Annotated in this window: 19 protein-coding genes; 3 read left to right on the top strand and 16 right to left on the bottom strand. The window is 60.4% G+C overall.

From position 1 onward, the window contains the following. Positions 1 to 42: 42 nt before the first annotated feature. On the bottom strand, positions 43 to 1,104 hold the full coding sequence (locus tag EQG66_RS10745; protein ID WP_425470241.1) for a serine hydrolase: 1,062 nt from the start codon (positions 1,102 to 1,104) through the stop codon (positions 43 to 45). Positions 1,105 to 1,415: 311 nt separating this feature from the next. Here EQG66_RS10745 and EQG66_RS10740 point away from each other — a divergent pair, with 311 nt between their 5' ends. Further along, entirely contained in the window at positions 1,416 to 2,300 is an 885-nt protein-coding gene (locus EQG66_RS10740; protein WP_129404588.1) for an alpha/beta fold hydrolase, read from the top strand. 171 nt (positions 2,301 to 2,471) lie between these two features. Here EQG66_RS10740 and EQG66_RS10735 read toward each other — a convergent pair whose 3' ends face one another. From EQG66_RS10735 to EQG66_RS10715, 5 genes are all read right to left on the bottom strand, one after another. Further along, positions 2,472 to 3,890 (bottom strand): NAD(P)(+) transhydrogenase (Re/Si-specific) subunit beta, encoded by a 1,419-nt coding sequence (locus tag EQG66_RS10735; protein WP_129404587.1) that lies wholly within the window; start codon positions 3,888 to 3,890, stop codon positions 2,472 to 2,474. Further along, positions 3,890 to 4,174, bottom strand: a complete 285-nt coding sequence (locus EQG66_RS10730; protein WP_129404586.1) for an NAD(P) transhydrogenase subunit alpha part 2 — start codon at positions 4,172 to 4,174, stop codon at positions 3,890 to 3,892. The genes EQG66_RS10735 and EQG66_RS10730 overlap by 1 nt, the downstream gene beginning before the upstream one ends. Before the next feature lie 9 nt (positions 4,175 to 4,183). Further along, the gene (locus EQG66_RS10725; RefSeq protein WP_129404585.1) at positions 4,184 to 4,912 is read right to left on the bottom strand and encodes a hypothetical protein; all 729 of its coding nucleotides are present in this window, start codon (positions 4,910 to 4,912) and stop codon (positions 4,184 to 4,186) included. Positions 4,913 to 4,977: 65 nt separating this feature from the next. Beyond that, positions 4,978 to 6,099: an NAD(P) transhydrogenase subunit alpha gene (locus tag EQG66_RS10720; RefSeq protein ID WP_129404584.1), complete on the bottom strand. Its 1,122-nt coding sequence runs from the start codon at positions 6,097 to 6,099 to the stop codon at positions 4,978 to 4,980. 22 nt (positions 6,100 to 6,121) lie between these two features. Continuing rightward, positions 6,122 to 6,244 carry an aa3-type cytochrome c oxidase subunit IV gene (locus EQG66_RS10715; RefSeq protein WP_129404583.1) on the bottom strand — a complete coding sequence of 41 codons (123 nt, stop codon included), beginning with the start codon at positions 6,242 to 6,244 and terminating at the stop codon, positions 6,122 to 6,124. 157 nt (positions 6,245 to 6,401) lie between these two features. On the opposite strand from EQG66_RS10715, the gene EQG66_RS10710 reads away from it, so the two are divergent. Further along, entirely contained in the window at positions 6,402 to 7,841 is a 1,440-nt protein-coding gene (locus tag EQG66_RS10710; protein ID WP_129404582.1) for a sigma-54-dependent transcriptional regulator, read from the top strand. A gap of 18 nt (positions 7,842 to 7,859) precedes the next feature. On the opposite strand, the gene sdhA is transcribed toward EQG66_RS10710, so the two are convergent. Genes sdhA through sdhC form a run of 3 tightly spaced genes read right to left on the bottom strand, consistent with a single transcriptional unit; the run spans position 7,860 to position 10,477 of the window. Then, the gene (gene sdhA / locus EQG66_RS10705; RefSeq protein ID WP_129404581.1) at positions 7,860 to 9,677 is read right to left on the bottom strand and encodes a succinate dehydrogenase flavoprotein subunit; all 1,818 of its coding nucleotides are present in this window, start codon (positions 9,675 to 9,677) and stop codon (positions 7,860 to 7,862) included. Then, positions 9,674 to 10,066 (bottom strand): succinate dehydrogenase, hydrophobic membrane anchor protein, encoded by a 393-nt coding sequence (sdhD, locus tag EQG66_RS10700; protein ID WP_129404580.1) that lies wholly within the window; start codon positions 10,064 to 10,066, stop codon positions 9,674 to 9,676. The genes sdhA and sdhD overlap by 4 nt, the downstream gene beginning before the upstream one ends. A gap of 3 nt (positions 10,067 to 10,069) precedes the next feature. Further along, positions 10,070 to 10,477: a succinate dehydrogenase, cytochrome b556 subunit gene (gene sdhC, locus EQG66_RS10695; RefSeq protein WP_129404579.1), complete on the bottom strand. Its 408-nt coding sequence runs from the start codon at positions 10,475 to 10,477 to the stop codon at positions 10,070 to 10,072. Between the two features lie 158 nt (positions 10,478 to 10,635). Here sdhC and EQG66_RS10690 point away from each other — a divergent pair, with 158 nt between their 5' ends. Further along, on the top strand, positions 10,636 to 12,003 hold the full coding sequence (locus EQG66_RS10690; protein ID WP_245988035.1) for a methyl-accepting chemotaxis protein: 1,368 nt from the start codon (positions 10,636 to 10,638) through the stop codon (positions 12,001 to 12,003). A gap of 87 nt (positions 12,004 to 12,090) precedes the next feature. Here the strand turns inward: EQG66_RS10690 and clpX are convergent, their stop codons facing one another. The 7 genes from clpX to EQG66_RS10655 form a co-directional block, all read right to left on the bottom strand. Further along, positions 12,091 to 13,359 carry an ATP-dependent Clp protease ATP-binding subunit ClpX gene (gene clpX / locus EQG66_RS10685; RefSeq protein WP_129404578.1) on the bottom strand — a complete coding sequence of 423 codons (1,269 nt, stop codon included), beginning with the start codon at positions 13,357 to 13,359 and terminating at the stop codon, positions 12,091 to 12,093. A gap of 139 nt (positions 13,360 to 13,498) precedes the next feature. Continuing rightward, positions 13,499 to 14,134 (bottom strand): ATP-dependent Clp endopeptidase proteolytic subunit ClpP, encoded by a 636-nt coding sequence (gene clpP / locus EQG66_RS10680; protein WP_129404577.1) that lies wholly within the window; start codon positions 14,132 to 14,134, stop codon positions 13,499 to 13,501. 106 nt (positions 14,135 to 14,240) lie between these two features. Next, positions 14,241 to 15,233 carry a glycosyltransferase family 2 protein gene (locus tag EQG66_RS10675; RefSeq protein ID WP_129404576.1) on the bottom strand — a complete coding sequence of 331 codons (993 nt, stop codon included), beginning with the start codon at positions 15,231 to 15,233 and terminating at the stop codon, positions 14,241 to 14,243. A gap of 21 nt (positions 15,234 to 15,254) precedes the next feature. Beyond that, complete coding sequence (gene tig / locus EQG66_RS10670) at positions 15,255 to 16,823, bottom strand: trigger factor (protein WP_129404575.1); 1,569 nt, start codon at positions 16,821 to 16,823, stop codon at positions 15,255 to 15,257. Between the two features lie 317 nt (positions 16,824 to 17,140). Continuing rightward, on the bottom strand, positions 17,141 to 17,341 hold the full coding sequence (locus EQG66_RS10665) for a hypothetical protein (RefSeq protein ID WP_129404574.1): 201 nt from the start codon (positions 17,339 to 17,341) through the stop codon (positions 17,141 to 17,143). Positions 17,342 to 17,408: 67 nt separating this feature from the next. Continuing rightward, positions 17,409 to 18,080, bottom strand: a complete 672-nt coding sequence (locus EQG66_RS10660; protein ID WP_129404573.1) for a glutathione S-transferase family protein — start codon at positions 18,078 to 18,080, stop codon at positions 17,409 to 17,411. Between the two features lie 56 nt (positions 18,081 to 18,136). Beyond that, entirely contained in the window at positions 18,137 to 18,922 is a 786-nt protein-coding gene (locus EQG66_RS10655) for a TIGR02186 family protein (protein WP_129404572.1), read from the bottom strand.

Here is an 18,922-nt window from a genome sequence, read left to right as displayed (position 1 = left end):
ATGGCGGGATAGCCGAGCAGGCTGCCCCTGCCAAATCAAAGCTTATTTGGTGGCGTAGCTGAACCTTTGATCCATCACCGGCCCGTCATGATAAGCCGCTACTGCACGCGCCACGCCCTGCATCACCGCCCAGCGTTCCGGGATCGAGACCGTCGTGCTCGCGATCATCACTGCCACCGCATAGCTGGTCCCATCGGGCGCGGTCATGATGCCGACATCGTTGAAGCCGGTCGCACGGGGGTATAGCTCTTGTCCGGTCCCGGTCTTGTGCGCATAGCTCCAGCCCGCGGGGACACCACCCTTGATGCGTTGGCGGCCGGTCTTGGCCTCGTGCATCACGGCTAGCAGATAGGCCGTGGACGCGGGCGAGAGCATCTCTCCCCGCTTCAACCGAGCCAGCGCCAGCGTAATGCTGCTCGCCGCCGCGCCATCCATCGGATTCGCCAGATAGTCGTTTAGCGCCTTTTCCCGCACCGATTTCGGTAGGGCGGAGCGGGCGGCATAAAACCCTCTGCCCATCGCCATGCTCTGATTCCATTCGAGGCCCGCCGTAGTGCTCTGCAGCACCCGCTCGCCGGGGCCAAACCGGATATTGGCGAGGAAGCGCCGCGCGAGATAGCCGCGAATCGCCTCCGGCCCGCCTATCTGGCGTAGCACCACATCGTTGGCGGTATTGTCGCTCTCGGTCATGGCGCGGGTCATCAGATCCGCCACATCAGTTGTGTAGCCTGTGCTGCGTACCATCGCGGCGAGCGGCTGATGAAATAACGTCAGATCATCGGGGCGGACTGTAACAGGATCAAGCAGCGTCAGCTTGCCGCGATCGACGGCATCGAGCGCTGCCATCGCCACCCACAGCTTTGACACGCTCTGCTGCGGCATCAGGCTATCTGCGTTGTAGGCGGCCTCCCAGTCGGCATCGACCGGGCGCACAGAAATCGCCACCGTGCCATTGAAGCTGCTGCCCAGCGTCTCGATCTGGACGCGCAAGGCGGCAGGCGCCTTTGCTCGGCGCTCCTGTGGCGAAATTTCAGTTAAGCGAAGCGGAGATGTGAACGAGGCAGGCGGCACGGCCTGACTGGTAGAAAATGTGCTGGCTGCCATCATGCCGCCCGCAAGTATGAACGCCGCGAGAGCTTTGGGCCAATGCTGCCGACTCTGGCTCTGCTTTCCGCTGCCACACCGATAATCGGCCTTACCGCCTCGTTTAACCTTCATTCGACCCGCACACCCGATTATCTGCCCTCGACGACCCTGCAATCGTGCTTATATCTATGCCGCACGGTGCCCCAAGAACAGGTTTAGCCCTGTTTTTCGCGCTCAATGGAGGGATTATGCGACGAATGATTCAAATAATCGGTTAATTTGAGGAACCCGCCGCGCACAGCGGGGCATATCATGGCAGTGACGACTTGATGATTGATAAAGCAGCCGAATTTGACGGCACACGGCGCGCAGTGATTCGCGGCGCATTGGGCGCCGCAGCTTATGGCGTTTTAGGCTCGCTGGGAGGAAGGGCGACGGCGAACGCTCCGTTCACGTCCCAGCGTATTGGCGTGATACTTCGCGGGGATCTGAAGGCTGGCGGGCGCGACATATTGCTGATCCCCGGCCTTGCCAGCAGCCCCGCAATCTGGGCGTCCCTCGTCAAACGGCTCAGCGGCCATCGGTTGCATCTCGTGCATGTCAGCGGCTTTGCCAAACGCCCCGCAGGCGCCAACGCAGCCGGGCCGCTGCTCGATCCACTCACTGCAGATCTGGCACGCTATATCAACACGCATGGGCTGCGCGCGCCGGCGATCATCGGACACAGCATGGGCGGCACAGTTGCGCTGATGCTTGGCCTGCGCCCAGACGTGAAGCCAGCGCGCATCATGGTGGTGGATATGCTGCCCGATGGGGCGGCAATGCTAGGTGGCACAGCGCAGGGCTATGGCTATCTCGCCACGCAGTTGAACGGCTATTTCACCGGCACCAAGGCGGGGCGACAGATGCTGACCGATATGGTGCGCCAAACGCCGGGCGGGCGGGATAGCGACCCAAGGGTGATCGCGCAGGCGCTGACCGAACTGGCGCAGACAGACCTGACCGCGAAGTTGCGCGCGCTTGCCTGCCCACTGACCGTTGTACCTGCGCTGCCCGGCACACCCCGGCTTGATAGGGCGCAATTACAGCGATTTAAGGCGGCCTATGCGGGGGTGAAGGCCCTCACTCTGACGGGCATAGGGCCGAGCGCGCACCAGATAATGCTCGACCATCCGGAGAAGTTCACGGCGGCGGTGAGGAAATTTCTCGGTTGAGGCGCATTGTTGATGCAGGTCAACGAAGCTTGACCGCACGCGGTGTAGCCAAGCAATCGACCAGCGGATGAAACACCGTTTCCTCTTCCGGTCAGAGGCGTCTTCCCACGCCTCCTCCTCGGCACTTCATGGGGGTGCGCGCCTTCGGGCCGCACCCCCTTTTTTGTTGGATCAGTGCGCGAGCGCCTTGACGATATCCTCGACCATCTTCTTGGCGTCGGCCAGCAGCATCATGGTGTTGTCCATGTAGAAAACGTCATTGTCGACACCGGCATAGCCAACACCGCCCATGCTGCGCTTTACGAACAGCACCGACTTGGCGTTGGCGACCTCAAGGATCGGCATGCCGTAGATCGGCGAGGTCTTGTCGGTCTTGGCTGCCGGGTTGGTCACATCGTTCGCGCCGATTACGAAGGCGACGTCTGCCTGGCTGAACTCGCTGTTGATGTCCTCCAGCTCAAACACCTCATCATAAGGCACGTTCGCTTCGGCAAGCAGCACGTTCATATGGCCGGGCATACGGCCCGCGACCGGGTGAATCGCATATTTGACCGAGACACCCTCTTTCTTCAGCAGGTCGCCCATTTCGCGCAGCGCATGCTGCGCCTGCGACACCGCCATGCCATAGCCGGGGACGATGATGACGCTCTCGGCCTGTTGCATCAGGAACGCGGCGTCGTCCGCCGAACCACGCTTCCACGGGCGCTGTTCCTTCGCTTCGCCACCGGATACAGCGGCTTCGGCGCCGAAGCCGCCCGCGATTACGGAGAGGAACCCGCGGTTCATCGCCTTGCACATGATGTAGGAGAGGATCGCGCCGGAGCTACCCACCAGCGCGCCGGTGATGATCATCGCGGTGTTGCCAAGCGTGAAGCCCATGGCGGCGGCAGCCCAGCCCGAATAGCTGTTCAGCATCGAGACGACGACCGGCATGTCCGCCCCGCCGATCGGGATGATGAGCAGGAAGCCGATGAGGAAGCTCAATGCCGTCACGGTCCAGAACACCCAAGGCGCCTGATCCTGCGTGAAATAGGCCACAAGGCCGAGGATGCCGAGCAAGGTGCCCAGATTGATGACATGGCGCATAGGCAGCAGGATCGGTTTGCCCGACATATTGCCATTGAGCTTCAGGAACGCGATGACCGAGCCTGAGAAGGTGATCGCGCCGATGGCGACGCCAAGGCCCATCTCGATGCGGCTGGCGGCGAAAATCTCGCCGGTCGCCGGGTCAGCAATGCCGAAAGCCGCCGGGCTCAGATAAGCCGCCGCACCCACCACAACTGCCGCCATGCCGACCAGCGAGTGGAACGCCGCCACAAGCTGAGGCATGTCCGTCATCGCGATTCTGCGCGCGGTGATAAAGCCGATCACGCCGCCAATGGCGATCGCGCCGATGATCTCAGGCAGAGCCACAACATCATGGGTATAGAGCGTAGTCGCGATCGCGATGCCCATACCTGCCATGCCATAGCGGTTGCCCGCGCGGCTGGTCGCCGGGCTGGAAAGCCCGCGCAGCGCGAAGATAAAGAGCACGCCTGCCACCAAATAGGCCAGCGCCACCCCCCAGGGAAGCTGAGCTACCTCATGCATCACTTGCGCTCCTTCTTCTTGTACATGGCAAGCATGCGCTCTGTCACGGCAAAGCCGCCGAAGATGTTCACGCTGGCGAAGACAACGCCCGCAAGGCCAAGCCACTTGGCAAGGCCATCACCGCCCTCGGCAGCCGCGATCAGCGCGCCGACGATAATGACCGACGAAATTGCGTTCGTCACCGCCATCAGCGGCGTGTGCAAAGCCGGCGTAACCGACCAGACTACATAATAGCCGACGAAACAGGCCATCACGAAAATCGAAAGTATGGAAATGAAATCCATGATATTCCCCTACATAAAGTACGTAAACTTCATCACAGTTATACCAAATGGCTGTGCTGGCATCATGCGCAGAACTTTTACGCGGACACTGGATTCATCTGCACGCTTAGCCGAGATAATCGATCCCATTATCGTCATAATATCAGGGTAAGATTTAATCTGTCCGGGAGATATTTTAGGGGAATTAAAGTAACCCCACCGACCATCTTCACCATACCTGATATCAAACTCAAGATTCCCCCTGATGAACGACTTTCCTGTAAAAAACACAGCGACAAAGTATTTTTGTTTAAAATCATTGGGATTTATTCGGGAGTAAGGAATAGAAACTGCCTGCTCCAACTTATCTGGAATTATACCAACGAGCGTAGGGAGTTCTTTTACAGAATTATATCCCCAAAAACTTTGGTCGAAATCTCCATCTAAGTCATCGTCAGAAAAACATCTTACTCTGTTTTTGCGTCCAATCCATGTATTGTTATATTCAAAGTCGTGCCCCATATCTGTTGAGCAGAAAATAGCTTTGCCTTCTGCTCGAAGTTCAATTAACTGCGCACCACTTTGCGCGGCATTTTTTCCATCAATACCCTCGTAGTCGCTTTGAATTTGCGCGGCTCCAGTCGGTAGAACTCTCTGCTTAAAAACCACTTCCTTGGGGTGAACAACAAACTCGTCGGCAGGTGCGCTCTCAGCAACCACAATCCAGACGTTGCTAAAGGCAGTTACGCCCTTCGCCATGCCTGCGCTGGGAAACGCCCAAGTAAGACAAGCGTAAACGAGAGCCACTAAGTGGCCTAGTACCCTCACCCCAGCAGCCGCTCGTTGACGACCTTGCCATCCTTGGTAAGGCGGATAGCATTACCGATCTCTTCGTCGAGCACTGGCGCGTTCTTTTCCTTGTCCCAGAAGGCAGAAAGGAAGTTGAAGATGTTGCGCGAGAACAGCGCCGAGGCATCGGTGGCGAGGCGCGAAGGCACATTCTTGTGGCCGACGATCTTGACGCCATGCACCGTGACGACCTCGCCAGCGACTGCTCCTTCGACATTGCCGCCCTGCTCGACAGCAAGATCGACGATCACGCTGCCCGGCTTCATGCTCGCAATCTGCGCGTCGGAGATGAGGCGCGGGGCCGGGCGTCCCGGAATCAGCGCGGTGGTGATCACGATGTCTTGCTTGGCGATATGGCTGGAGACCAGAGCTGCCTGTGCAGCCTTGTATTCATCGGACATCTCGGTGGCATAGCCGCCCGAACCTTCGCCTTCGATGCCCTTCACGTCCTCAACGAAGATCGCCTTGGCGCCGAGGCTTTCGATCTGCTCGCGGGTCGCCGAACGAACATCCGTGGCCGAGACCTGAGCGCCCAGACGACGCGCGGTCGCGATTGCCTGCAGGCCCGCAACGCCCACGCCCATGACGAACACCTTGGCGGCGCTGACCGTGCCTGCCGCCGTCATCATCATCGGGAAGGCCTTGCCATATTCCGCGGCGGCATCAAGCACAGCCTTATAGCCGGACAGGTTCGACTGCGACGAGAGAATGTCCATCGACTGCGCGCGCGTGATGCGCGGCATGAACTCCATCGCCAGCGCCTCGATCCCGGCCGCAGCATAGGCATCCACCCGTGCGCGCTCACCGAACGGGTTTAACCCCGCCGCCAGCATCGCGCCTGCCTTCTGCCCACCGAGCGAATCAACTGCAGGCCCCTGCACACCTAGGATGATATCGGCCTCTTTCAGCGTCGCTTTGCGATCCCCGACGCTGGCGCCAGCAGCTGCATAATCCGCATCCGCGATGGATGCGGTAAGGCCCGCACCTGCTTCTACAGCAACTTCAGCGCCCAGCGCGATGAACTTCTTCACCGTCTCAGGACTGGCAGCAACCCGTCGCTCGCCAACGGCAAGCTCCCTCAATACCGCTATTTTCACAGTTGGTCCCCTGTTATGACCGTCAGGCTATGAGCAGGACGACGATTACCGCGACGACAGCAGTAAGGATCGTGCCCCATTTGACGAGTCCAATGAAGCCCGAATAGGTTTCTTCCGCCATCTTCATATCGTTGCCAGATGCCATGTTAACTCCCCGTATCACACTGTCTATTTGATCCCAAACGCTTCACTTAGGGGTATCATGCGGCTGCGACAAGGACAGAATCGCACAATGCTTTACTGATTAACATCGTTTTTACCTTGGCAGACTATTCCGGTGCGTCACCATATTAGGATGATTGATGGCGCTCAATGGTATGCCGCTATTGCTGCTGATAGACGACGAACCGGCGCAGAAGCGCCTGGTTTCGGCGCTGGCAGCGCGTGCGGGATGGCGCACCATCTATGCCAGCGATCAGGATGCCGCGCTCGCCACACTTGGCACGCGCGACGGAATGCAGCTGGATGCGGTGCTGATAGACCATTGGAACCCCGCCATGAAGCCGGTGGAGACCATCCGTCAAATCCGTGAACGTCGACCTTCTCTGCCTATTTTGGTCATAACCTCTCAGAACGATGTGCTGGATGCGGTGGAGGCAATGCGCGCAGGCGCGAGCGACTATCTCGCCAAGCCTATCGCGCCAGACAGGCTGCTGGCGGCACTCAACGCCACGCTGGACCGCGCAGAGGAACGCTCCGGTGAGTTGCGTCCACTGACGGAAAAGCTAACCGCGCCGCTGGCCTTCAACGAGATAGTCGGCGGCGCTCCGCATTTCCTAGCCGCGCTCGCCATTGCCGCCAAGGCCGCGCGTGCCCGCGTCCCGGTGCTGATCGAGGGCGAAAGCGGCGTCGGCAAGGAAGTGATCGCGCAGGCTATCCATGCCGCGTCGCCTCGCCACCGCAACCGCATGGTCGCGGTCAACTGCGGCGCCATTCCCGCCAACCTCGTCGAATCGGAATTGTTCGGCCACGAGCGCGGCGCGTTCACCGGCGCGTTCGAGCGGCAGATCGGCAAATTTGTAGACGCTGATATGGGGACTATCTTCCTCGATGAAGTAAGCGAAATGCCGCTGGATGCGCAGGTGAAGCTGCTCCGTGTTTTGCAGGATGGCGAGGTGCAGCCACTGGGCGCACGCCTGCCCACCCACATTGACGTGCGCGTCATCGCAGCGACCAATAAGGTGCTGGAGGAGGAAGTCGCCGCCGGGCGCTTCCGCGAAGACCTGTTCTATCGCCTCAACGTGATGCACGTCACCGTGCCGCCGTTGCGGGAGCGCAGCACGGATATTCCGGCGCTGGCACGTCATCTGCTCGCGCGGCTTTCCAGCCAGCACGGCCTCAAGAACCTGAGCATCACCAACGAGGCGCTTGGCCTGCTGATGCAGCATGACTGGCCCGGTAATGTCCGCCAGCTCCAGAATGTGCTGTTTCGCGCTGCGGTATTATGCGAGGGCGATTTCCTTGGTCCCCAGGATTTCCCTCAGATCGCCGCGCAGGCCCGTACACTGATTCCGGGCCATACAAATGCGGCAGACAATGCCGATCATAACGACGGCGGCGCAATCACCCTCTATGAACAGACCGGCCATATCCGTCAGCTCGCGGATATCGAGGCAGACGTGATCCGCCTCGCTATCGGCCATTATCGCGGCCGCATGACCGAGGTCGCGCGGCGGCTGGGCATCGGCCGCTCGACACTTTATCGCAAACTGACCGAGCTGGGTATAGACAACGTCGCGTAAGCGCGCTTGCCTATACGCTTAATAGACGCGCGCCTTGGGCTGGATATACTCCACCTCGTCGGTGAGCGTATAATCATGCACCGGTCGGTAATCGAGCGTAACCTTGCCCGTGCCGCTGCCCTTGGCGCCTCCACCCCAGCCATCAAACCAGCTCACGGTGTGCTTCATCCAGTTCGCGTCATCGCGGTTGGGGAAGTCTTCGTGTGCATGCGCACCGCGCGATTCCTTGCGGGCTTCGGCGCCGACCATGGTGCAGACCGCTTGAGACATCAGATTGTCCAGCTCCAGCGTCTCGACCAGGTCGGTGTTCCAGACCAGGCTGCGGTCAGACACGCGTACATCGCTTAGGCGCTTGTTGACCTGTTCCATACGCTGCACGCCTTCAGAGAGTAGCGCGCTGTCGCGGAACACGGCGGCATGCTTTTGCATCGTGCGCTGCATGTCCAGGCGCACCTCGGCGGTGGAGGAACCACCCGAAGCGTTGCGGAAATGATCGAGCCTGCCGAGCGCGAGGTCTGCACTGTCCTTGGGCAGCGGCTTTTGCGCGGCATTGGGCTTCAGCGTTTCCTTCAAGTGCAGGCCAGTCGCGCGGCCAAAAACCACAAGGTCGATCAGCGAGTTGGAGCCGAGCCGGTTCGCGCCGTGGACGGAAACGCAGGCCGCCTCGCCCACCGCATAGAGGCCGGGGACAACCACTTCCGGGTCATCGCCCACCTTGGTGACGACCTGCCCGTGATAATTGCACGGGATGCCGCCCATATTATAGTGCACCGTCGGGCAGACGGGCAGCGGCTGGCGCGTAAGATCTACACCCGCGAAAATCTTGCCGCTTTCCGTGATGCCGGGCAGACGCTCGGCCAGCACCTTCGGGTCGATATGATCGAGGTGCAGATAGATATGGTCCTTGTTCGGGCCGACGCCGCGCCCTTCGCGCATCTCCATCGCCATCGAGCGGGAAACGACGTCGCGGCTCGCGAGATCCTTGGCGGAGGGGGCATAGCGCTCCATGAAGCGCTCGCCTTCCGAGTTCGTCAGATAGCCGCCCTCACCGCGCGCACCCTCGGTGATGAGCACGCCCGCGCCATATATGCCGGTGGGGTGAAATTGTACGAACTCCAGATCCTGCAATGGCAGGCCCGCGCGCAGCACCATGCCGCCACCGTCACCCGTGCAGGTGTGCGCCGAGGTTGCAGAGAAATAGGCACGGCCATAGCCGCCAGTCGCCAGCACAACCGCCTGGCTGCGGAAACGGTGAATGGAGCCATCCTCCATGCACAGCGCGATCACGCCCCGGCATTCGCCATTTTCCATGATGAGGTCGATGGCGAAATATTCGATGTAGAAATCCGCCGCATATTTGAGGCTCTGTTGATAGAGCGCATGCAGCATCGCGTGGCCGGTACGATCGGCGGCGGCGCAGGTGCGCTGCACCGGTGGGCCCGCGCCCATGTTCTGCATGTGGCCGCCGAACGGACGCTGATAGATCGTGCCATCGGCATTGCGGCTGAAGGGCACGCCCGCGTGCTCCAGCTCGTATACCGCGGCTGGCGCCTCACGCACCATATATTCGATTGCGTCCTGATCGCCCAGCCAGTCAGACCCCTTGACGGTGTCATACATGTGCCAGGTCCAGTGGTCCGGCGTGTTGTTGCACAACGACGCCGCAATGCCGCCCTGCGCCGCAACCGTGTGGCTGCGCGTCGGGAACACCTTGGTGATGCACGCGGTCTTGAGGCCTGCTTCCGCGCTGCCCATGGTAGCGCGCAGGCCCGATCCGCCCGCGCCGACGACCACAGTGTCATAGATATGGTCGATGATCTTGTAGGCTTCGGTCATGCCGCAGCGCCCCCCGTAAATGCGATTTTGGCGATGGCGAAAATGCCGAGAGCGGCCCCGCCAATTGCATAAAAATTGAGCGCCATGATGGCGACGAACTTCAAGCCGTCGTCATGGACATAATCCTCGATCAGCACCTGAAGGCCGAGCTTGAGGTGCCAGAAAATGCTGACCAGCATCAGCGCCATCGGCACCGCGACCAGCGGTTGCGAGAGCCAGCCGACAACGCTTTCATAATCGAGGCCGGGCATCTGGAGGATCGAGAAGATCAGCCACAAAACGAGCAGAAGGTTGCCTACCGCGGTAAAGCGCTGGACTATCCAATGATGCGCGCCCGATTTGGCAGAGCCGAGGCCACGCACGCGGCCGATGGAGGTGCCGTTACCCATGGTTCAGATTTCCCTCGCAAAAATCATCAGCCAGATGCTCGCCGTGATGACGATGGCGAGCAATGGCAACAGCACGGACCAGGTCTTGTTGGTCTGCAACTCATAGCCCGCACCCATATCCAGCACGAAATGGCGCAGGCCGGAGAGCAGGTGCTGGAAAAAGGCCCAAGTGAGGCCGATCATCACGACATAGCCGATAGGGCTGGTAGCGCAGATCAGGAATGTTGCGTAGGCTTCTGCACCAGTCGCCGCTGCGACCAGCCACCATACGAGGCCCATCGCGCCGACAATCGCCAGCCCATCTCCGGTGATGCGATGCAGGATCGAGATCGCCATATGCGGTCCCCAGCGCCAAATCCCCAGATGCGGCGATAATGGCCGATTTTTCGCGCCTTTTTGTGCCTGAGCCATGCCGGTCTCATTCCCCTGTAACAACCAGAATCAGGCTCCTTTAGCGCGCACTTACCGCAGGTGCAAACTCTGATGCAGCGCGTGGCCGCAGCACAGGTTATGGATAATGAAAGATTAACCTGTCGGCACTATGGTTCCCTAAAATCGCGTGAGACTTTATGAAACACCAGTGGGCGGACAGGATCATGATGCCGGTGAACGAAGCGCAATCGGCGAATATCGATATGCGGGAGAGGCTGGCGGAGTTTGATCCGCAGGCCCGGCTGGCGGCGGATGCTCGTCAAATCTGGGCCGTGACCGAACAGGACAGCGCCGCCGCGCATGCCTTTTATTCCTATTATGTCGGCCATTCCGGGCTCGATGCCATTCTCTCCTCCGATGCGCTCATGGCCCTGCGCGCCGAAACCGAACGCTACATGCATGTGAAGTTCGTCGCATTCGAGGAAAGCGCCTGGGCGCAATCCGTGCGGCAGTGCGTGCTGCATGCTCGCAAGCACAAGATTCCGTTCCGCTCCATGCTCGCAGCATTGAGCGCAGCGCAGGAAACGATCGCGGACAGCCTCCGTCACCATATGCCTGACGATAGTGCCGGGTGTCATCGCCTACTCCAGAGCCTGATGCGTATGGGTCTTATTGAAGCGGAGATGATGTGCGCCTTTATCGCGGAAGAACAGTCGCGCGAGGATGTCGAAGATCGCAAACGCTATGGCGAGCTGTTTGAAAAGCGGATTGCGGGCGAGGTGGGCGATGCGTCGCGCTTTGGCGAAGGCCTGCGCGATCAGGCCAAGCATGCGTCCGATGCGACGCGCGGCATGCTCGACAAGGTATCCGAAGTTGCCGCCGCGGCGGAGCAATCTGCCCTAGCTATGCGCGAGGCGGCGCATATCTCCGCCGGCCTCATCCGCGCCATCGACGAGACGCGCGCGCAGGTCGAAAACTCCGCCGAAGTTGCGCAACGCGCCAGCCTTCAGGCGGGCGAAGCGGTGTCAATGTCTGCCACGCTGTCAGATCATGCCAAGGCGATCGAATCGATCCTAGGCCTCATCCGCGATATTGCGGGGCAGACCAATCTGCTCGCCCTCAATGCCACGATCGAGGCGGCCCGCGCGGGCGATGCCGGGCGCGGCTTTGCGGTGGTGGCGCAGGAGGTGAAATCGCTCGCCAGCCAGACCGCCCGCGCGACCGACGATATTGCCGGCAAGATCGCCGCCATCCAAAGCTCTACCCGTCAGTCGGTCGATACCAACCAGCGCATCCGCGAGACGGTGAGCGATGTGCAGGACAGTGCCGAGCGCATCCGCCTTTCGATGGAGCAGCAGGCGCAGACCGTGACCATGATTACTGCCGCCGTCGATGAAACGGCTTTGGCGGCGGATTCGATGTCCGGCACCATCGCCGCCATCCGCCGCGATACCGAAGTGGTGGCGTGCGAGATTGATGATCTAGAACAAGGCTTTGCCACGGCACAGACAATGCTCGGCAAGCTGCGTGACGCATCGAGCGAGTTCAGCCGCAAGGTTGCGTGATCGATTTCAAAATCCCGCTGAACGGCAGTTCATAAGGGCTAACGCGTCTCCATCCGAAGTCAGCAGCGGCGCGTTTCGGATCAAACCCTAAGCCGCGTCTTCTGCCTGCTTGTCCTTCTCGGCGAACACGCGGACAGGCTCCTTGCGGCCATCGACCACATCCTTATCCACCACCACAGCCGCGACACCCTGCATCGAAGGCAGATCGAACATCGTATCGAGCAACAGGCCTTCGATGATCGAGCGCAGGCCGCGCGCACCTGTCTTGCGCTCGATCGCCTTCTTGGCGATGGCGGTCAACGCGTCTTCGGTGAACGAAAGGTCCACCTCTTCCATCTCGAACAGCTTGGCATATTGCTTCACCAGCGCATTCTTCGGCTCGGTCAGGATCTTGACCAGCGCGGAAATGTCGAGGTCTTCCAGCGTCGCGATCACTGGCAGACGACCCACAAACTCAGGGATAAGCCCGAATTTCAGCAGATCCTCCGGTTCACTCTGACGGAGAAGCTCGCCCGTGCGGCGTTCCTCAGGCGCGGCGACATGCGCGCCGAAACCGATGGACTTCGACTCCAGCCGGTCCCCGATGATCTTTTCCAGCCCCGCAAACGCCCCACCGCAGATGAAGAGGATGTTGGTGGTGTCGACCTGCAGGAACTCCTGCTGCGGATGCTTGCGCCCGCCCTGCGGTGGCACCGAGGCCGTGGTGCCTTCCATCAGCTTGAGCAATGCCTGCTGCACACCCTCACCAGATACGTCGCGCGTGATCGAGGGGTTCTCGGCCTTGCGGCTGATCTTGTCGATCTCGTCGATATAAACGATGCCGCGCTGCGCCTTCTCGACATTATAGTCAGACGCCTGCAACAGCTTCAGGATGATGTTCTCGACATCCTCACCGACATAGCCCGCCTCGGTCAGCGTCGTGGCATCCGCCATCGTGAAGGGCACGTCGAATGTCTTGGCGAGCGTTTGCGCCAACAGCGTCTTGCCGCAGCCTGTGGGGCCGACGAGCAGGATGTTCGACTTGGCGAGTTCCACATCCGCACCCTTGGCGCCGTGGTTCAGCCGCTTGTAGTGGTTGTGCACCGCGACCGAGAGCACCCGCTTGGCCCGCGCCTGGCCGATGACATAATCATCCAGCACATCGCAGATTTCCTGCGGAGTGGGTACGCCGCCATCCTTCTTGCCGACGAGACCGCTTTTCGTCTCCTCGCGGATGATGTCGTTGCACAACTCGACACACTCATCGCAGATGAAGACGGTTGGCCCCGCGATCAGCTTACGCACCTCATGCTGGGACTTGCCGCAGAAGCTGCAATAGAGGGTGCTTTTCGAGTCAGAGCCGGTCAGCTTGGTCATTCCTGTCTTTCCTGACCCGGCCGGGGCAACATGAGGTTGCCCTTTCTGGCCGGGCTATATGCGGCATCCTAGACCGCGATTTCCATGTTTCACAAGGGGGAGAATAACGCGCCCGGATTAACGCACCCTTATGAAGCCTTTATGCGCCTTCTGCGTCGGCCGGTGCAGGCCGTTTGTCAAACACCTGATCGACGATGCCGAACGCTTTGGCTTCGTCCGCTTCGAGGAAGGTGTCGCGGTCCATCGCCGCTTCGATTTTCTCCAGCGGCTGGCCGGTGAACTTGGCATAGAGGCTGTTCATCCGCGCGCGAATCCGCAGGATTTCCTTGGCCTGAATCTCGATGTCAGACGCCATGCCCTGCGCGCCGCCGGACGGCTGATGCACCATGATTCGCGCATTGGCGAGCGCGATGCGCATGCCCGGCTCGCCCGCCGCCAGCAGGAAGCTGCCCATGCTCGCCGCCTGACCGATGCACACGGTGCCGACCTTGGGGCGGATATATTGCATCGTGTCGAAAATCGCCATGCCCGCCGTCACCACGCCGCCCGGCGAGTTGATGTACATGTAGATGTCCTTTTTCGGATTCTCCGATTCGAGGAACAGAAGCTGGGCGACGATCACCGAGGCCATATGATCCTCGACCTGCCCGGTTACGAAGATGATTCGCTCGCGCAGCAGGCGGGAATAGATGTCGAAGCTGCGTTCGCCCCGGTTGGATTGTTCGATAACGACGGGGACCAGCGCGGCCATCGGATCAAAAGTGCTATTGTGCATGATGCTCTTTCAGACGGTGTTGTGCTTCGCCTACATCGTGCCAAAACGAGGCAGGTTCAAGGGGCTTTCCCGCACCCCACTCTAATGACCACCCGTTAATGCAGGATTATTGCCCGATCGATAAATCCGCTGGGGCGCTGTGGCCTAGATACGCAAGCCTTTTCACCTCGCGCCGCCCGCGCACCACCGTATCGAGAATCAGGCCGCACATGAAGCTGAGCACGGCGATGATCATCATGCCGGTCACGAGGATCGCGGTGGGGAACCGCGGCACTAGGCCGGTTTCCAGATAGGTGAGCAACAGCGGCACCGCGAGGCCGAGCGCCACGGCCGCAAACAACCCGCCGACAAAGCCAAAGAACCAGATCGGCCGCTCGACCCGATAGAGTGTGATGATCGTGCGTAAAATCCGCCAGCCGTCGCGATAGGTGGAGAGTTTGGAAGTCGATCCCTCAGGCCGCGCGGCATAGGCCGTTACATGCTCCGTCACGGGCATCGCAAGTTCCAGCGCGTGGACGCTCATCTCCGTCTCGATCTCGAAGCCGGAGGAGAGCACCGGAAAGCTCTTGACGAAGCGGCGGGAAAACACGCGATAGCCTGAGAGAATATCGGTAAAGGTGCGGCCAAACAGGCTTTTGAGCAGGCCGGTCAGCATTGCATTGCCCAGGCGATGGCCGCGCCGGTAAGCGGCTTCGACTTCTGTGCGCCGTGCACCCACAACCATGTCGAAATTGTGCTCCAGCATCATGCCGATCATGCCGGGTGCGGCGGACGCCTCATAGGTCGCGTCGCCATCTGCCATCACATAGATGTCGGCGTCCACATCAGCAAACATCCGCCGCACGACATGGCCCTTGCCCTGTTGCCGCACCTGCCGCACGATAGCCCCGGCTTGCGCCGCCAGCTCCCGGCTACCGTCCGTGCTGTTGTTGTCATAGACATAAATCGCCGCGCTCGGCAGCGCCGCGCGAAACTGCGCCACCGTCTGCGCGATGGCGCCCGCCTCGTTGTAGCAGGGGAGCAGTACCGCGACCCGCACTCCGGCGGGCAACCGCACAGCCGGCCATGCCGAGCCATCCGATGCGCCGCCGGGAATCATGCGCGAGCCGTCACCGCGGGCTTATTCAGCCTCGGCCTTGGCGGTCTTTTTGGGCGCAGCCTTCTTCGCTGGCTTGGCCTCCGCCTCACCCTCGGCGCTTTCCGTCTTCTTCGCCGCTGCCTTCTTCACCGGCTTGGCTTCAGCCTCGCCTTCAGCAGGAGCGGCCTTCTTGGCGGCGGCCTTTTTCGCGGGCTTGTGATCATGGTCATGATCATGGCCGCAATCTGGCCCATGCACATGGCCCTTCGTCTCGCCGTCTTCCGCCTCGATCGCGGCTTCCAGCTCGGCCTTGGTCACGGTGCGCTCGGTGATCTCGGCCTTGTCGAACAGGAAGTCGACTACCTTGTCCTCATAGAGCGGCGCACGCAGCTGGGCAGCGGCCATCGGCTCGTTCTGAATATATTGCACAAAGCGCTCGCGGTCCTGCGGACGATATTGCTGGGCCGCCTGTTGCACCAGCATCTGCATCTCGCGGTCGTTCACCGCGATGCCATTGGCCTGGCCGATCTCGGAAAGCAGCAAGCCGAGGCGCACGCGGCGCACGGCGATGCCGCGATACTCGTCCTTGTCCTTCTCCAGCTCGGCCAGCGCGGCGTCCTTGTCTTCCTCGTGGCCCGCTTCATGCTCCAGCTGCGCCCAGATCTGGTTGAACTCTGCCTCCACCATGGATGGAGGCACATCGAAATCATGGCTGGAAGCGAGCTGATCGAGCAGCTTGCGCTTCATATGAGTGCGGGTGAGGCCGTTATGCTCCTGCTCGATCTGGCCCTTCATCAGCTCGCGCAGCTGCTCAATCCCTTCGAGGCCGAGCGACTTGGCGAACTCGTCATCCGCCTGCGGCTTGCTCTTGTCGAGCAGCGCGGTGACGGTGATGTCGAATGTCGCGGGTTTGCCCTTCAACGTCTCGACATTATAGTCTTCCGGGAAAGTGACGGAGACGACCTTCTCGTCGCCCACCTTGAGGCCGATCAGCTGATCCTCAAAGCCGGGGATGAGGTTGCCCGATCCGATCTCGATCTTCATGCCCTCGCCGGTGCCGCCGTCAAACGCGACGCCATCAACCTTACCGGCAAAGTCCATCACCACGATGTCGCCGGTCTTGGCTTTGGCGCCATCCTTATGCGGGGCAAACGCGTTCTGCTGCTCGGCAATGCGGTTCACCGCTTCGTCCACGGCCGCGTCCTCGACCGCCACCGCCAGCCGTTCCAGCTTGAGGCCGAGATCCTCGACCTTGGGCGCGGCGATCTCAGGCAGAACTTCCAGCGAGATCTTCACCTCGGCATCCTTGCCAAAGGCAAAGCCCTCGTCCAGCTCAACGGCAGGCTGCATCGCGGGGCGCAGCTTGTTGTCGGCAATGACCTTCTGCACACCTTCCTGAATGGAGGTGTTGAGCGCCTCTGCCTGCAACCGCTCGCCATGCATCTTGCGGATGAGGTTGGCGGGCACCTTGCCGGGGCGGAAGCCGGGCATGCGGATCTGCGGGGCGATGTTCGCCACTTCGCGGTCCACGCGCGCGTCAATGTCGCCAGCGGAAATGGTGAGGGTGTAGGCGCGCTTCAGGCCTTCGTTCAACGTCTCAACGGTCTGCATGTTTTTAAGACTCAAGCTTTCAGGAAATCACGAAAGGCGGCCACATATCCGAAAGGAGCCATGAAGGCCAGCAGGAAATGGCAGACGCGCCGCTGTATGCAAGCTTGAGGCGGCAGACTGAGCGTGGCCCCGCCTAATGTCTCTCTGGGCTAGAGCGCGCTGCGTTAAATCTGGATCAGTCAGAACGCTCTAAGTTTTTGTTTTATCGTATCGTTTTAGCGCAAAACCGGTTCCCACTTTTGCGCACGATACTCAAATAGCAAGAGATCGACTTGGCGGCATACTCAGCCGTCTAGACAAGCGTTGGATATGGTCAGTCAGGCCTTGCGACGCTCAGGCCCGGCATAATCCCTGTCTGAACCCGCTACACGGCGGTCATGCGCCAAAAGCACCCGCCCCAGCCAGCGTGTGCGCACATTTTCCGCGTCTGCCACCGCCTGAAGCGAACCCATTTCCTCATAAAGCCGCTTGAGGCGCGCGGCCTCATCATGGCTGATCGTCGGCCCCCAGAAGCTCATCCCACAACTCCGCTGTTCGGAAACAACCGGAAAAATGACGCATCGCAGTTAAAAATGGGTGAAGATCCTAGAAATCCGGCTTGTCATAATAAGGCGGCGGCACAATCACCTCCATCCGCTCAGACAATAATGGGCGGAAAGACGGGCGCGATTTGAACCCCGCATACCAGCGTTTCACCGGCTCATGCCCCGCCCAGTCTATCCCGCCCAGATAATCGGCGACGGAGATATGCGCAGCGGCTGCAATATCCGCAAGGCTCATCGTACCGCCCGCCAGCCAGCTGCGATGGTCGAGCAGATAATCCATATAATCCATATGCGTGTTGGCATTGCGCATCGCATCACGCAGGCGTCCGGCATCGGGGGGAGCGCGATGGACGATGCGCTTGCGCATACGCTCCTCCAGCAAAGGCGCCACCACATCACGATAGAAAATCTGGTCGCACCAGGCTGTCAGGCGTCTGATTTCCGCTCTCCCGGTCGGGCTGCCGCTGATGAGCGGCATTTTCTCGACCGTTTCCTCGAAATATTCGCAGATCGCCTGACTATCGATCAGCACCGCGCCTTTCTCGTCATCCACCATCACCGGCGTGGTGCCTGCCGGGTTCAGATCGAGAAAGGCGTCCTGCCCCTCCCACGGCAACTCGCGCACCAGATCATAGGCCACACCCTTTTCGGCGAGTTGCAGCCGGACCTTGCGGGAAAATGGGCAAAGCGGAAATTGATAAAGACGCCACATGCGGCCCTATCTAGCGCATCGTTCCGCCTGCGCCAGCATAAATGCGGGAAAGATTGCTATACTCTTCGCCCTACCCACCCGGCCAGCACGCCCATGAGCACCGCAACACCCGTAGCCGCCAGTCCGTAGAGCAGGGACCAGTCCTCCGCCGCACTCGCCACAAACCGCTCCAGCCCTGATTTGCGGACCTCAATGTCTCGAACGGCAGCCGCGACAACGCGGCCATCCTGAATGAGGAAAGTCTCGGCCGTATAATCGCCTACCAACACACGGGCCGAAAGCGGCAGGTGCGCGCGATAGAGCACGCCATCCGTGATCTCTACGGTGCCCGGCGCCTGCACAAACAACCCTTTCCGCGCTTGCAGATCTTCCAGGCCGCGTTCGAAGCGGGCAATCTCGTCTGTGTCGGCAAAGGACGTGGGGGAGAGCTGAATATTGTCTATGCCCAGCTCATAAATCGCTGCCGTGCGTGCGTCTGTAATGGCCTTGATGGGGCGGGAGCTGGCGATGGCGTAAAAGCTCGGCGCGGATTGGAACTGCATGCTGTCCGCATTCACCCATATGCCCGCCACCTGTCTCTTTTCACGCATTCTTATCTGCTGTTCAGGCCCTTTGAGAACCACAACAATGTCTGCCCTTTTGTCAGGGGGGCGCCCGCCGGGATAGACGATAGCGCCAAAAAGCAGCAGCTCTGCGCCCCTGAAGCTGTATTGAATGTCGATCTGGCGCTGAGACACATCGGGCACCAGCACGGGCGCCTCTGCCCCAGTCAGGGCAAGAGCCATGGCAGGCAGCGTCGCAAGACGCGCGAGGCTATGGCGGGAGCGGACATGCAGCTTCAT

The sequence above is a fragment of the Sphingobium fluviale genome (genome assembly GCF_004122115.1).
Classification (GTDB): domain Bacteria; phylum Pseudomonadota; class Alphaproteobacteria; order Sphingomonadales; family Sphingomonadaceae; genus Sphingobium; species Sphingobium fluviale.
Note: the sequence above shows the minus strand (reverse complement) of the source record. Positions and strands in the feature narration are given on the sequence as shown.